The 14,228-nt window shown below is 68.1% G+C and carries 13 protein-coding genes; 11 read left to right on the top strand and 2 right to left on the bottom strand.

What is annotated here, in order from left to right:
* From G3N94_RS34315 to G3N94_RS34290, 6 genes are all read left to right on the top strand, one after another.
* A partial coding sequence (locus G3N94_RS34315; protein WP_205798327.1) for a hypothetical protein occupies window positions 1–222 on the top strand: 222 nt, incomplete at its 5' end.
* Between the two features lie 9 nt (window positions 223–231).
* Window positions 232–1,068, top strand: a complete 837-nt coding sequence (locus tag G3N94_RS34310; protein WP_205798325.1) for a MerR family transcriptional regulator — start codon at window positions 232–234, stop codon at window positions 1,066–1,068.
* A 158-nt stretch (window positions 1,069–1,226) separates the two neighbouring features.
* Complete coding sequence (locus tag G3N94_RS34305; RefSeq protein ID WP_205798323.1) at window positions 1,227–2,411, top strand: FIST N-terminal domain-containing protein; 1,185 nt, start codon at window positions 1,227–1,229, stop codon at window positions 2,409–2,411.
* A 15-nt stretch (window positions 2,412–2,426) separates the two neighbouring features.
* Window positions 2,427–3,116, top strand: coding sequence for an ABC transporter ATP-binding protein (locus G3N94_RS34300; protein ID WP_205798321.1), 690 nt, complete (start codon window positions 2,427–2,429; stop codon window positions 3,114–3,116).
* A gap of 93 nt (window positions 3,117–3,209) precedes the next feature.
* Complete coding sequence (locus G3N94_RS34295; protein ID WP_241022234.1) at window positions 3,210–5,699, top strand: ABC transporter permease; 2,490 nt, start codon at window positions 3,210–3,212, stop codon at window positions 5,697–5,699.
* A gap of 4 nt (window positions 5,700–5,703) precedes the next feature.
* On the top strand, window positions 5,704–6,873 hold the full coding sequence (locus tag G3N94_RS34290) for a carotenoid 1,2-hydratase (RefSeq protein WP_205798317.1): 1,170 nt from the start codon (window positions 5,704–5,706) through the stop codon (window positions 6,871–6,873).
* Between the two features lie 164 nt (window positions 6,874–7,037).
* Here G3N94_RS34290 and speB read toward each other — a convergent pair whose 3' ends face one another.
* The gene (gene speB, locus G3N94_RS34285) at window positions 7,038–8,006 is read right to left on the bottom strand and encodes an agmatinase (RefSeq protein ID WP_205798315.1); all 969 of its coding nucleotides are present in this window, start codon (window positions 8,004–8,006) and stop codon (window positions 7,038–7,040) included.
* Between the two features lie 330 nt (window positions 8,007–8,336).
* Here speB and G3N94_RS34280 point away from each other — a divergent pair, with 330 nt between their 5' ends.
* The 5 genes from G3N94_RS34280 to G3N94_RS34260 all read left to right on the top strand — a co-directional run bounded on the left by G3N94_RS34280 (window position 8,337) and on the right by G3N94_RS34260 (window position 13,607).
* A complete protein-coding gene (locus G3N94_RS34280) occupies window positions 8,337–9,008 on the top strand; it encodes a lysoplasmalogenase (protein WP_205798313.1) in 672 nt (223 codons plus the stop codon).
* Window positions 9,009–9,256: 248 nt separating this feature from the next.
* A complete protein-coding gene (locus G3N94_RS34275; protein WP_205798311.1) occupies window positions 9,257–10,846 on the top strand; it encodes an NAD(P)/FAD-dependent oxidoreductase in 1,590 nt (529 codons plus the stop codon).
* Between the two features lie 22 nt (window positions 10,847–10,868).
* Entirely contained in the window at window positions 10,869–11,798 is a 930-nt protein-coding gene (locus tag G3N94_RS34270; RefSeq protein WP_205798309.1) for an SDR family oxidoreductase, read from the top strand.
* Entirely contained in the window at window positions 11,795–12,703 is a 909-nt protein-coding gene (locus G3N94_RS34265) for a metal-dependent hydrolase (protein WP_205798307.1), read from the top strand. The genes G3N94_RS34270 and G3N94_RS34265 overlap by 4 nt, the downstream gene beginning before the upstream one ends.
* Before the next feature lie 4 nt (window positions 12,704–12,707).
* Window positions 12,708–13,607, top strand: a complete 900-nt coding sequence (locus G3N94_RS34260; protein ID WP_205798305.1) for an alpha/beta fold hydrolase — start codon at window positions 12,708–12,710, stop codon at window positions 13,605–13,607.
* Here G3N94_RS34260 and G3N94_RS34255 read toward each other — a convergent pair.
* Window positions 13,568–14,125, bottom strand: coding sequence for a putative glycolipid-binding domain-containing protein (locus tag G3N94_RS34255; protein WP_205798329.1), 558 nt, complete (start codon window positions 14,123–14,125; stop codon window positions 13,568–13,570). The two genes, G3N94_RS34260 and G3N94_RS34255, sit on opposite strands and share 40 nt — an antisense overlap.
* Window positions 14,126–14,228 lie beyond the last annotated feature (103 nt).

Here is a 14,228-nt window from a genome sequence, read left to right as displayed (position 1 = left end):
TTCGGCGCGGATATTGTCCGGCCCTTCCAAACCGCCGGGCTTGCGGGAGAGACGACGATCCGGCCGGCGCGGCCGATGTTTGAAACGTGGCCGCGCGACGTTCGCCACGCGTGCAGGTCGTCGCGGACGCGATCGCCGATGCGGTCCGCGCGGCCGCTCGGCGACGGCGCGCACGAGCAGCCGCCGGCCGGCGCATCGCCGGAGCCCGCCGCGTCGCGCTAGAATGGCCGCATGCCAAAACCGACTCACCCCACCCCCGACGAGGTCGTTGCGGACGCCGCCCGCAACGAGTACACGGTCGACGAACTCGCGCGCGTGTCCGACACGACCGTGCGCAACGTCCGCGCGTACCAGGACCGCGGGCTGCTCGCGCCGCCCGAGAAGCGCGGCCGCGTCGGCATCTACGACGACACGCACGTCGCGCGCCTGAAGCTGATCAACCACCTGCTCGCGCGCGGCTACACGCTGTCGAACATCCAGGACCTGATCAAGGCGATCGACGAAGGCCACGACCTGCGCTCGATCCTCGGCCTCGAGAACGCGATCGGCGGCCGCTGGTCGCATGAATTGCCGAAAACCTATTCGATCGCCGCGCTCGCGCAAATGTTCGGCCCGCAGACGCCCGCGCAACTGTCGCGCGTGACCGACCTCGGCCTGCTCGAGCGGCGCGGCCTGTCGTTCGTCGCGAAGAGCCCCGCGCTGCTCGAAGCGGCGGCCGCGATGACGAAGGAAGGCATCCCGGTGCGCGAACTGCTTGACACGATCAGCGTCGCGCGCCCGCACTTCGACGCGATCGCGCGGCTGCTCGTCGACCTCGTCGTAAAGCGGCTCGACCGCTACGACGAAGGCGCGCTGCCGCCGCCGACCGACGTGCCCGCGCTGGTCGACGCGATCTGGCGCCTGCGTCCGCTCGCGGCCGTGTTCGTCGAAGGCGAGACGAACCGCGCGCTCGAGGCCGCGGCGAGCGCCTATCTCGGCGGCCGCGTCGCGACGATCCTCGACAAGAAGCTCAGCGACGAGGCCGCGCGCCAGGGCGGCGCGCCGGATGCGCCCGGCGACAACGCATAGCCCCGGCGCCGTCATATTCATATCGGCAATGCTTCGTTTGCGGGCGCCAACGCGCATGCTCCTGCAGCAGGCGCTCGCGGCGAAGTAACGCACGACCGCCCGAACATGTCGGGCCAGTCGAGAGTCCAATACATTGCCGACTTCGACAGGTTGCCGCCATGTCCCACGCCTCGTTTGTCCAAGCTCACGCCGCGCACGCCGATTGGCGCGTGGCCCTTGCCGAATGCCGGCGCCAGATTCAGGCCGAAATGACGGCGCGCGCGGCCCGGCACGAAGAACCCGCGCCGTTCACGCTCGGCTGGTGCTACCTGAGCGACTATTACGCACCCGAGTCCGAGGCCATCCTCGATGAACTCCGGCAGGCGCTGCCGGGCGTCGCGTGGGTCGGCACGGCCGGTGTCGGCGTGTCCGCGAGCGGCGTCGAATACATCGACGAACCGGCCCTCGTATTGATGGTCGCGCCGCTGCCACGGGATTCGTTCCGCTTGTTCTCCGGCCTGCAGCCACTGCCTGCGGCATCCTCCGCGTTCGAGCCCCATACCGCGCTGGTGCATGCTGAAAGCAGCACGCCGGACGTGCAGGATTTGCTGCACGAGCTGAGCGCGCGCACGACCACCGGCTATCTGTTCGGCGGCCTGTCGTCGGCGCGAAACCGCCCGCTGCACATTGCGGACGGCGTGTTCACCGGGGGGCTGTCGGGCGTGCTGTTCGGCCCCGGGGTCGGCCTGATCTCACGCGTCACGCAGGGATGCCAGCCCATCGGGCCCGTGCGCACCATTACCCGGGCCGAGCGCAACCTGGTGGTCACGCTGGATGGCAAGCCCGCACTCGATTGCGTGCTGGACGATCTTGGACTCGATCAGGATCTGCCGATCGACGCGTTGTCGGAGGTGCTGTCCGTCACGCTGGCCGGCTTGAGCAGCGGCGCCGAAGACGTGCCGACACGGCCCGGAAAGTTCGGCGCGGATACGCTCGTACGCCACGTGGTGGGCGTGGATCCGGAGCATCGGATCCTGGCGGTGGCGGATCGGGTCGAGCCCGGCATGCATCTGGCCTTTTGCACACGCAACCCCGAAGCCGCCCGGGCCGATCTGGTGCGCATTGCAACGGAAATCCGCGCCGAACTGGAGGGCGGCACGGCCGGGCACATGACGGGCGCGCTGTATGTCAGTTGCTCGGGACGCGGCGGCCCGCACTTCGGCGCGCCGCATGCGGAGTTGCAGACCGTGCGGGATGCGCTGGGCGACGTGCCGCTCGCGGGATTCTTCGCCGGCGGCGAGATCGCGAGGAATCACCTGTACGGCTATACGGGGGTACTGACCGTCTTTACGAGCGGGGACTGACACACCTCGAACATCATGCTGACGCTGTCGAACGTTTCGAAAAGCTATCCAGGCACGCAGCCACGCAGCGTGCTGCGATGCATCAACCTCGAACTGAACGCGTGCGAGTGTGTGGCGATCATGGGTGAATCCGGCGTCGGCAAATCGACCCTGCTGAATCTCGCCGCCGGGCTCGACCGCCCGGATAGCGGACAGATCGTGTTCGACGGGCAGGACCTCGCGACGCTTGACGACGACGCCACCACGTTGCTGCGCCGGCAGAAGATGGGCTTCGTGTTCCAGGCATTCCACGTGCTGCCGAATTTGAGCGCGGCGCAGAACATCGCGCTGCCGTTGCTGCTGAACGGCGTGCGAGCAACGGATGCGTCCGCGCAGGTGGCGCTCGCGCTTGCATCGGTCGGACTCGAAGGACGCGCCGATACGCTGCCGCGCGAACTCTCCGGCGGTGAATTGCAGCGCGTGGCGATTGCGCGTGCGCTCGTTCACCGGCCGCGCCTCGTGCTGGCGGACGAACCCACCGGCAACCTGGATCACGACACCGCGATGCGGATCCTGCGCCTGCTGCGCGAGTTGACGCAACAGAGCCGCGCTGCCGCGCTGCTCGTCACGCACTCCGCGGTGGCGGCCGCGACGGCAGACCGGGTCCTCCGGCTGACGCCGCGCGGGCTCGAGCCGCACGAGTTGCGGCAGCGCGGAAGCGCGTGACCGATGCGTGCCCGGCGAGCCGTGTCAGCCATTCGTTCATTCGGACAATTCGCCGGACCCGGTGCGTACGGCGCCGTGCTCGTCTTCGGCGAGATGCGCCGCCACCCGTTGCGGGCGTTCGTCGCGATGCTTGCGATCGCGGCCGGCGTCGCGATGGGCTACGCGGTCGATCTGATCAACCGCGCGGCGCTCACCGAACTGTCATCGACAGTCAATTCGCTGATGGGCAATGCCGACGTCGAAATCCGCGGCCCGCGCGCTGGCTTCGATGAAGCGCTGTACCCCGCCGTCGCGCGCCTGCCGGGCATTGCGATGGCAAGCCCGGTCGTCGAGGTGGATGCGCGGGTGGCGGGCCGGGAAACGCCGTTGAAGCTGCTCGGAATCGATGTGTTTCGCGCGGGCTTCGTCACGCCGAACCTGATCGGGCGAACCGGGAACGCAGGCGCCGGCAGGCTCGACCTGCTGGACCCGGACGCCGTGTTTCTGTCGCCGGCGGCCATCGCATGGACCGGCCTGCGGCCGGGCGAACGCCTCGCGGTGCAGGTCGGGCTTCAGTCCGTCGTGCTGCGGGTAGCCGGCTCACTGCCGGCATCGGGCGAGGCCGTGCGCGTCGGCGTGATGGATATCGGCGCGGCACAGTGGCGTTTGCAGCGGCTCGGCACGTTGCAGAGGATCGACATCAAGCTCAGGCCGGGTGTCGACGTCGCCGCGTTCAAACGCTCGCTCGCCCCGCTCCTGCCGGCCGGCGTCGCCGCGCTCACCCCGCTCGACAACGCGCGCCGCACGTCGCAGCTGTCACGTGCGTATCGCGCGAACCTGAATGTGCTGGCATTGGTCGCGCTGTTCACGGGCGCGTTTCTCGTCTTCACGATGCAGGCGCTCGCCGTGCTGCGGCAGCGCACGCAGTTCGCATTGCTGCGCGCGCTCGGCGTGACACGCCGCGGTGTGATCGGGCTCGTCGTCGCCGAGGGCGCCGTACAGGGCGTGCTCGGCGCACTGCTGGGCGTCGCGCTCGGCTTCTCGCTTGCCGCAGCCGTGTTGCGATTTGCCGGCGGCGATCTCGGCGGCGGCTTTTTTGAGGGCGTGCAGCCGACGGCGCGCTTCGATCCCGGGTCCGCGTCGGCGTTCTTCGCGCTCGGCCTGTGCGCGGCGCTACTCGGCAGCGCCGCGCCGGCTGTCGAAGCCGCGCGCGCACGGCCTGCCCTGGCGCTGAAAGCAGGCGATGAAGAAACGCCGCTCAAGCGCCTGCATGCATCGCGAGCCGGGATGGGCGCACTCTTCGCACTCGGCGCAGGTCTCGCGTTGACACAGTTGCCACCGGTTGGCGGATTGCCGGTGTTCGGCTACGCGGCGATCGCGTTGCTGCTGCTCGGCGGCATCGTTGCGATGCCCATCGCCGCCCGCGCCGTGTTCGATGCGCTGCCGCGGCCACACCGTGCGCTGCCGCAGTTGGCCCTCGCCCAGCTCGCTCATGCGCCCGGTCGCGCGGCGATCGGGCTGGCGGGCATCGTCGTGAGCTTCAGCCTGATGGCGGCGATGGCGATCATGGTGTCGAGCTTTCGCATTGCGGTGGACGACTGGCTGCAAGTGCTGCTGCCCGCGCCGCTTTACCTGCGCGCATCGCCGGGCGGCGACAGCGCGTACCTGTCCGCGAACGATCAGGCTGCGATCGCAGCGACATCCGGCATTGAACGTGCCGAATTTCTGCGCTCGACGCAGATTTCGCCCGACCCGCGCCTGCCGCCCGTCAGCCTGATTGCACGGCCGATCGACCCGCGCAATCCGGGCGCACGCTTGCCGCTCGTCGCCGGGACGATCATGCCGCGCGACGGGGAACCACCGCCGGTGTGGGTCAGCGAGGCGATGACCGATCTGTACGGCCTGCATCTGGGCCAGACCGTGGCACTGCCGGTCGCAGGCCTTCGCGTCACGTTCACGGTGGCCGGCGTATGGCGCGACTATGCTCGCCAGTTCGGCGCGGTGGTGATCGACGCGCGCGACTATCGGCGGCTCACGCACGACACGCGCGTGACGGATGCGGCGTTGTGGCTCGCGCCGGGCGTCACGCCGGCCCAGGCGATCACGCGTCTGCGCGGTCGCCTCGCCGGCGGAGCACGGCTCACGTTCGCCGAGCCCGGCGAAATTCGCGCGGTGAGCCTCAGGATCTTCGACCGGAGCTTCGCCGTTACCTATCTGCTGGAAGCCGTCGCCGTGCTGATCGGCCTGTTCGGCATCGGCGCGAGCTTCAGCGCGCAGGCGCTGGCGCGCGCGAGAGAGTTCGGCGTGTTGCGACACATCGGCGTCACGCGCCGCCAGATTGCCGCGATGCTTGCGCTCGAAGGCGCGCTCCTCGCGCTGTTTGGCGTGCTGTCCGGTCTGCTGCTGGGGTCGGTGATCGCGGCAGTGCTCGTCCATGTGGTCAATCCTCAGTCGTTTCACTGGACCATGAACCTGCATATGCCATGGGGACGGCTGATGGCGCTTGCGTCGGCGGTCGTCTGCGCCGCCGCGCTCACCGCGCTGTGGAGCGCTCGCGCGGCCATGTCGGTGGACGCGGTGCGCGCCGTGCGCGACGACTGGTGACGCGATGCACCGGCGCACGTTTCTGCTCGCACCCGCGGCGCTCACGCTCGGCTTTCGCGCATCGGCCGGCACACCCGACTATCCGCAGGTGGTGAACGGACACGCGCTCGCGTTTCCGCGCGACTACGGCGCCCATCCGCGCTATCGGACCGAATGGTGGTATGCGACCGGCTGGCTGGAAACCGCGTCGAGTCCCGCGCTGGGCTTTCAGGTAACGTTCTTTCGCTCGCGGCCGTTTCCTGACGATGCGAACCCGAGTCGTTTCGCGCCGTCGCAGTTGCTGTTTGCGCATGTTGCACTGAGCGATCCGCGGGTGGGCAGCCTGCAGCACGACCAGCGCGCGGCGCGCACGGGCTTCGGCCTTGCCGACGCGAGCGAAGCGGATACCGACGTGCATCTCGGCGACTGGTCGCTTCGGCGCGACGCCAACGGGCACTACCGCGTCAGTATCGCCACGCCCGATTTCACGTTTGCATTCGCGATGCATCCCGCACAACCGGTGCTGCTCAACGGCAGTTCGGGCTATAGCCGCAAAGGCCCGCTCGCGAGCGAAGCGAGTTACTACTACAGCGAGCCGTGGTTGCACGTGACCGGCACCCTGCTGCGCCGGGACAGGCGCTACGGCCCGACGGAAAGCCAGACGGAAACGGTGCGCGGTCGCGCATGGCTCGATCACGAATGGTCGTCGGCGCCACTGGATGACAACGCGGTCGGCTGGGACTGGATCGGCATCGATCTCGACGACGGCGGCGCGCTGATGGCGTTCGAGATTCGCGACAACGCGGGCCGCAAGTTCTGGGCGGGCGGCACGCTGCGGGACCGGGACGGGAACACCCGTGCGTTAGCGCCGGAAAGCGTCCGCTTCACGCCACTGCGCTGGTGGCGCTCGCCGCATACGGATGCACGCTACCCGGTTGCGATGCGTGTCGATGCGGGTGACATGCAGCTGCTGCTCGCGCCATTGATGGACGATCAGGAACTCGATAGCCGTGCGAGCACGGGCGCGGTGTACTGGGAAGGCGCGGTGACCGCATTCGAAGCGCCGCGTCGCGAGCCTGCCGCGCGTGCGGCAAGCGAGCCTGAAACGTCGAGCGGAAATGACGCGCGTGCCGGCAGGAAGGTCGGGTTGGGGTACCTTGAGTTGACCGGGTATTTCCGCCGGCTTGATCTGTAGCTCAGCGATGCATAGCGGTGTGAACTGCACCCCAAGAGCTGGACACCGGTCCAACCTTTGGGGCGTTTTTCTGAATCGCCTGGGTTTTCAGGACAGTTGCCAGCGTTAGTGCCGGGTGTTCAATCGTACGGGTGTTTTCGTTGCGATCGAGCCGGCCGCAACGCTCAGCGCAACGTCCCCGCTACCTTCTTCTGCCGCCACAGACACAGCAGGTCGCACGCGATGTGCGCAGCCGCGATCGCGGTGATGTCCGCGTGATCGTACGCGGGCGCGACTTCGACGACGTCCGCGCCGATCAGGTTCACCGCGCCAAGCGCGCGCACGATCGCGAGCGCCTGCGCGGACGACAGCCCGCCCGCGACCGGCGTGCCGGTGCCGGGCGCGAACGCGGGATCGAGACAGTCGATGTCGAACGTCAGGTACGCAGGCCGCGTGCCGACGATCGAGACGATGCGCTCGACCGCCGCGCGCGGGCCGTGCTCGTGCACCCACGCGGCATCGAGCCGCTCGATGCCGAGAAAATCGTCGTTCCACGTGCGGATGCCGACCTGCACGGACGTCGCCGGATCGATCAGCCCTTCCTTCACCGCCTTGTAGAACATCGTGCCGTGATTCAGGCTGTCCGGTTCGTCGTCGGCCCAGGTGTCGCAATGCGCGTCGAAATGGATCAGCGACAGCGGCTTGCCGTAGCGCTCCGCATGCGCGACCAGCAGCGGATACGTGATGTAGTGATCGCCGCCGAAGGTCAGCATCTTCGCGCCCGAGCGCAGGATCGTGCGCGCATGCTCGACGATCGCCGGCTTGATCGTCAGCGGATTGTGCGCGTCGAACCAGCAATCGCCGTAATCGATCGCCGCGAGCTCGTCGAACGGGTTGAAGCCCCACGGATACGGGTGCAGCTCCGCGAGCTGCACGCTCGCCGCGCGGATCGCCGCCGGGCCGAGCCGCGCGCCCGAACGGTAGGTGGTCGAGAGATCGAGCGGCACGCCCGAGATCACGACGTCGGCGCCGTCGATCGTGCGCGAGTAGTTGCGTCGCATGAACGACAGCACACCCGCGTAGGTGTTTTCGATCGAGGAGCCATAGGGGGTTTCGCGACGGATCGCACCGTCGCCATGGAGAAGTTCGGTCATGTCGAACCTGCTTTTTTTGATAAGCCGGTCTCGCCCGCATGATGTCCTGGGTTGGCGGGACGGAAAACGGCACGGATTCATTGGGAACGCGCGGTGCGTGATGCAGCTTGGCAACCATCGCGCTGGCTTGCGAATCCTGTAGCGCAGCCGGACGGGACGAAACGTCCCGTGGCGATCATAGCAAGTCGATTTTTGCGTGGCGACCGGGTGTTGCCCGACTAGAAGGAATCGCCGGTTTTCCTGCGCACGTTCTTCCGGATAATGGCCGGCAGCCGCGCCCGCGAACGCGTGCCGCCGACAACAACACCTGAAACCCGGAGACGCCCCGCCGTGATCGCCACGCTTCCCGCCACCTACCGTCGGCTCTGGCCGCTCGCCGTCGCCGCCGCGCTGCTTTACGGCCTGTCGCTCGCCGCCGCGCCCTATCCCGGCCAGGCCGCCGCAAAAGCCGCGATGGGCGTGCTGCTGCTCGTCACGGGCAGCGCGTGTGGCGCGTCACGCGAACGCGCGTGGCTGTGCGCGGCGCTCGCCACCGCCGTGCTCGGCGACGTGCTGCTCGCGCTCCCCGAATGGCCGCTGTCGTTCGTCGGCGGCCTCGGCGCGTTCCTGCTCACCCACCTGTGCTACTGCGCGATCTTCTTCCGCTGGCGCGCACGCCCGCACGGCTGGCGCATCGCCGCGCTGATCGGGCTGTGGCTCGCCGCACCGTCCTTCTACGCCGCGTTCCTCCCGCATCTGCACGAGCTGGCCGCACCGGTCGCCGTCTACATGCTGGTGCTGTGCGCGATGGCGACCTTCGCGCTCGCCGCGCGCACCCGCGGCCCGCTCGTCGCGATCGGCAGCCTGATCTTCGTCGGCTCCGACACGCTGATCGGCGTCGGCCGCTTCCTCGGCGGCTTTCCGGGCATCGACTACCTGATCTGGGCACTGTACGCGCTCGCGCAAGTGACGATCGTGGCCGGGGTTTTCCATGAGACGGCCACGCGCTCGATCCGTCCCTGAATCGATTTCAAACAGGCCGCCGTGCACCGGCGGCCTGCGACCCAGCCCGCCGACCCATGCTCGGCGGGCCTCGCCGGCCCGGCCGGCCACCTGTCCGCCACCCCGTTCCAAACCCGCTCCCGCCTTTCCCCACAGGGCTTCCGGCCCTTAGAGTGTCCCGTCTACCCTCTTGCGGATTCCGGGCTCACCCACTATCGTTACATCAAACAATGTAACATTCAAAAATGAGCCATAACGGAGACACCCGGATGAATGCTCGCACTTTGCCTTTCGGCCCCCCTGGTCACGACGGCCCGGACGAATCCATCGACATCGCCATCATCGGCACCGGCTTCGCCGGCCTCGGGATGGCCATTCGCCTGCGGCAGACCGGCGTGACCGATTTCGTCGTCCTCGAGAAGGCGGCGTCGGTCGGCGGCACGTGGCGCGACAATCATTACCCCGGGTGTGCATGCGATGTGCAATCGCACGTCTACTCGTTCTCGTTCGCGCCGAACCCGCGCTGGACGCGCATGTTCGCGCCGCAGCCGGAAATCCGCGCGTATCTCGAAGACTGCGTGCAGCGCTTCGGGATCGGCGCGCACCTGCGCCTGAACCACGAACTGCAGCGCGCCGAGTACGACGAGGCCGCGCAGCGCTGGCGCCTCACGTTCGCGAACGGCAAGCGGCTGTCCGCGCGGGTGCTGGTGTCCGGGATGGGCGGGCTGTCGCGCGCGGCGCTGCCGGCAATCCCGGGCGTCGAGACCTTCAAGGGCCGCGCGTTCCACTCGCAGCAGTGGGATCACGGCTATTCGCTCGACGGCAAGCGCGTCGCGGTGATCGGCACCGGCGCGAGCGCGATCCAGTTCGTCCCGCAGATCGCGCCGCGCGTGAAGGAGCTCGCGCTGTTCCAGCGCACGCCGCCGTGGATCATGCCGAAGCCGGACCGCAACCTGACGAAGCTCGAACAGTGGCTGTTCCGCGCGATGCCGGTCACGCAGAAGCTCGTCAGAAGCGGGATCTACTGGATGCTCGAATCGCGCGTGCTCGGCTTCGCGATCCATCCGGCGCTGATGAAGAACGTGCAGAAGCTCGCGCTGCGCCACATCCGCAAGCAGGTTCCCGATCCGCAACTGCGCGAGGCCGTGACGCCGGACTACACGCTCGGCTGCAAGCGGGTGCTGATCTCGAACGACTACTACCCGGCGCTGTCGCGCAAGAACGTCGACGTGGTCACGACCGGCATCGAGCGCATCGACGAGCACGCGGTCGTGACGACCGACGGCAAGCGCCACGAAGTCGACTGCCTGATCTACGGCACGGGCTTCCAGGTTGCGGACCCGTATCCGCGCGGCGCAATCATCGGCCGCGGCGGCCTCGACATCGTCGACGCGTGGCGCGACGGCGCGCACGCGTATCTCGGCACCACGCTGCCAGGCTATCCGAACTTCTTCATGATCGTCGGCCCGAACACGGGCCTCGGCCACAACTCGATGGTGTTCATGATCGAGTCGCAGGTCGAATACATCCTCGGCGCATTGCAGGCGATGCACCGCGAACGCGCGGACGCGATCGAGGTGCGCCCGCTCGTCGAGGCGCAATTCAACCACGACCTGCAGGGCAAGCTGAAGAAGGCGATCTGGTCGACGGGCGGCTGCAAGAGCTGGTATCTCGACCCGCGCACCGGCAAGAACACGACGCTGTGGCCGGGCTTCACGTGGCGCTTCCGGCAGGCGACGGCCCGTTTCTCGATGGCCGACTACCACGCTTACCGCGCGCCGCAACACGACACGGCCGCGCGGCCGACTGCCGTACCCACACCCGCGCCCGCCCCCGCCGCTTCCACGCAAGCGGCCTGAGACCCGAACAGGAGCAACCGACATGAGAGATTTCGCCAACAAGGTCGCCGCGATCACCGGCGCAGGCTCGGGCATGGGCCGCTCGCTCGCGGTGCAGCTCGCGCAGGCCGGCTGCCACGTGGCGCTCGCCGACAAGAACGCGGTCGGCCTCGCCGAAACCGAACGGATCGTCCGCACGGTCGCGCCGGGGGTGCGCGTGACGACGCGCGCGCTGGACGTCGGCGACCGCGACGCGATGTTCGCGTGGGCCGACGACACCGCGCACGAACACGGCAAGGTCAACCTGATCTTCAACAACGCGGGCGTCGCGCTGTCGAGCACGATCGAAGGCATGGAATACAGCGATCTCGAGTGGATCGTGAACATCAACTTCTGGGGCGTCGTGCACGGCACGAAGGCGTTCCTGCCGCATCTGAAGGCGTCCGGCGACGGCCACGTGATCAACACGTCGAGCATCTTCGGGATCTTCGCGCAGCCGGGCATGAGCGGCTACAACGCGACCAAGTTCGCGGTGCGCGGCTTCACCGAATCGCTGCGCCAGGAGCTCGACATGATGAAGTGCGGCGTGTCGGCGACTTGCGTGCATCCGGGCGGGATCCGCACGAACATCGCGCAGTCGAGCCGCGTCGCGAAGAACATGGTCGGCTTCATGGTCGAAAGCGAGCAGCAAGGCAAGGACGAATTCGAGAAATTCTTCATCACGACCGCCGAAGACGCCGCACGCACGATCCTCGCCGGCGTGCGCAAGAACAGGCGCCGCGTGCTGATCGGCCGCGACGCGCGCGGCGCCGACTGGCTCGCGCGCATCCTGCCGTCCGCGTACCAGGCGCTGGTCGTGCTCGCGACCCGGCACGAGGCCGCGAAGGCACGCCGCCGCGCGGCCCGCACCGCGCCCGCGCCGGTCGGCGCAACCTATAACAACGCAGGCAACCAGGGAGGAAAACAATCATGACGACCCCGCAGATGATGCCCGTCCGGCGCGACATCCGTTTCGCGCTCCCTCCTGAACACGCGCGCGACTGGCATGTGCAGGGCGTGCCCGTCACGCACTTCATGAATGCGCTGTCGCTGCTGTTCCCGGCCGGCGAGCGCTTCTTCATGGATTCGGTGCGCAACTATCGCGACCGGATCGAGGACCCCGAGCTGAAGAAGCAGGTGATGGGCTTCATTGGCCAGGAAGCGATGCACACGCGCGAGCATATCGAGTACAACGACCTGCTGCAGGCATCGGGCCTGCCCGCGCACAAGCTCGACAAGCGCCTGTGGGCGATCCTCGGCTGGTTCAAGAAAGTGCTGCCGCATTCGATGCAGCTCGCGATCACGATCGCGCTCGAGCACTACACGGCGATACTCGCGAACCAGCTGCTGTCGGGCCATGAGCACCGGATCGACGGCTCCGTCGACGGCTATCAGCAGATGTGGATGTGGCACGCGATGGAAGAGACCGAGCACAAGGCCGTCTCGTACGACGTGTGGAACGCGGTGATGAAGCCGGGCCTCGGCAGCTACCTGCTGCGCACCGGCACGATGCTGACGACGACCGTGCTGTTCTGGGCGATCGTGTTCGACTTCCACCTGCGCCTGATGTCCGCGCACCGGCGCCGTCACGGGAAGTTCGGCGGCATGTGGCGGCTCATGAAGTACCTGTACAGCCCGAAAAACGGCGTGTTCCCGAGCATCGCGCGCGAATGGCTCGACTATTTCCGGCCGGGCTTCCATCCGTGGGACCACGACAACCACCAGTACCTGCAGGGGCTCGACACGCTGCTCGCGAACATCGACGCGACCAACGCGCAGTACGCCGCGCAGGCCGCACCGCGCCGCGTGCCGCTGCATCCTGCGCCGCAACAGGCGTAACGCGATGTTGCGCGCGAACGAGATGCTGACCGTCAAATCCGGCGACGTGAAGCTCGCCGTCTACGTGAGCGGCTCGCGCCGCGCGCCGCCCGTGATCCTCGTGCACGGCTACCCGGATTCCGCGACGGTCTGGGAGCCGATCCGCGCGCGGCTCGCGAAGCGCTACCGCGTGATCGCGTACGACGTGCGCGGCGCCGGCGCGTCCGATGCACCGGCCCGCCGCGCGGATTACGCGCTCGCGCGGCTCGCGGAGGACCTGAAAGCCGTCGCCGACGCGACCTGCGGCAACCGGCCGTTCCACCTCGTCGGTCACGACTGGGGGTCGATCCAGTGCTGGGAAGCGGCGACCGACCCGGCGTTCCGCGGCCGCATCGCGTCGTACACGTCGATCTCGGGGCCGTGCCTCGACCACGTGTTCCGCGCGAAGCTGCGGCTCCGGCAGAGCCTGAAGTCGTGGTACATCGCGTTCTTCCACCTGCCGCTCGTGCCGTCGCTGGTTTGGCGGCTCGGCGGCGCCGCGCTGTGGCCGCGCTGGCTGCAGCTCACCGAGAAGATCCGGCCCGAACGCGACCCCGCGCAATTGAAGAACGCGCTGAACGGCATGAAGCTGTACCGTGCGAACTTCGTCGCACGCGCCCGGCGACCGCGCGAGCGGTATGCGCAGGCGCCCGTGCAGATTCTCGTGCCGGTGCGCGACCGCTACGTGACGCCGGAGATGTCGGCCGACCTCGGCCGCTGGCTCGGCGAGCACGTGCGCGAGGAAATCGACGGTGCGCACTGGATCGTATTGCGCAACCCCGACCTGATCGCGTCGCGGATCGACCGCTTCGCCGCCGCGCACGAGAAGAAAACGGCGGCGCCCGTTCAGCGGATCGTCGGCAAGCGCCTGAACAACGTCTCGTAGTCGATCACGAGGCCGTCGTCGTCGATGTCCATCTCGGCGGAGAAATCCCGGAAGATGCCTTCGTAGCGGTAGCGCCGGCCCGGCTCGATGCACGCGTACGCCTGCTTGACCGGGGTCGCCTTCAGGTCGGGCGTCGACACGTAGACGACGTCGATCGGCCGCCGCTCGCCGCGCGCGAGCCCGAGGCGGCCGATCGGCAGCGAGTTCGTGTATGGCGTCGCCGCGATGTCGATGTCGATGCAGCCGTCCAGCTCGGGCAGCGCCCGCCCCGAGCCGTCGCGCCAGTGGCCGTGACCGTCGCCGTGCAGCTCGAGCGTGCCGCCGCCCATCACCTTGAGCACCGCGTAGGTCGCGCGCCATTGCGCATCGCAGACCACCCGGTACGCGAGCCCGTAGGATTTTCCGTACCGCTGGCCGACCACCGCGCTTTCCACGATGATCCCGCCGTCACTGCGGTCGAACACCAGATGCTCGATCCCGTCGCCTTCGAGCGATGCCCAACGCACTTCACGCCGCATTTCAGTCATCTCGCCTCCTCTGTTGTTCTGATCTGATGCCGGTTGCGCAGCATCCTCGCACAAATTCCCGGTATCCAGAATTCCCTATTCCGGTGCATGCCGA

Source organism: Burkholderia sp. Ac-20353 (genome assembly GCF_017104785.1).
Lineage (GTDB): Bacteria > Pseudomonadota > Gammaproteobacteria > Burkholderiales > Burkholderiaceae > Burkholderia.
The sequence above is the reverse complement of the archived record's forward strand: the minus strand, read 5'-3'. Positions and strand labels throughout refer to the sequence as shown.

What these genes read in the sequence shown, in the direction of transcription:
- G3N94_RS34290 (WP_205798317.1), top strand. Translation starts at nt 5,704, where the DNA reads ATGCACCGGCGCACGTTTCTGCTCGCACCCGCGGCGCTCACGCTCGGC.
- G3N94_RS34305 (WP_205798323.1), top strand. Translation starts at nt 1,227, where the DNA reads ATGTCCCACGCCTCGTTTGTCCAAGCTCACGCCGCGCACGCCGATTGG.
- speB (WP_205798315.1), bottom strand. Translation starts at nt 8,006, where the DNA reads ATGACCGAACTTCTCCATGGCGACGGTGCGATCCGTCGCGAAACCCCC.
- G3N94_RS34260 (WP_205798305.1), top strand. Translation starts at nt 12,708, where the DNA reads ATGTTGCGCGCGAACGAGATGCTGACCGTCAAATCCGGCGACGTGAAG.
- G3N94_RS34275 (WP_205798311.1), top strand. Translation starts at nt 9,257, where the DNA reads ATGAATGCTCGCACTTTGCCTTTCGGCCCCCCTGGTCACGACGGCCCG.
- G3N94_RS34255 (WP_205798329.1), bottom strand. Translation starts at nt 14,125, where the DNA reads ATGCGGCGTGAAGTGCGTTGGGCATCGCTCGAAGGCGACGGGATCGAG.
- G3N94_RS34295 (WP_241022234.1), top strand. Translation starts at nt 3,210, where the DNA reads ATGCGCCGCCACCCGTTGCGGGCGTTCGTCGCGATGCTTGCGATCGCG.
- G3N94_RS34310 (WP_205798325.1), top strand. Translation starts at nt 232, where the DNA reads ATGCCAAAACCGACTCACCCCACCCCCGACGAGGTCGTTGCGGACGCC.
- G3N94_RS34270 (WP_205798309.1), top strand. Translation starts at nt 10,869, where the DNA reads ATGAGAGATTTCGCCAACAAGGTCGCCGCGATCACCGGCGCAGGCTCG.
- G3N94_RS34300 (WP_205798321.1), top strand. Translation starts at nt 2,427, where the DNA reads ATGCTGACGCTGTCGAACGTTTCGAAAAGCTATCCAGGCACGCAGCCA.
- G3N94_RS34265 (WP_205798307.1), top strand. Translation starts at nt 11,795, where the DNA reads ATGACGACCCCGCAGATGATGCCCGTCCGGCGCGACATCCGTTTCGCG.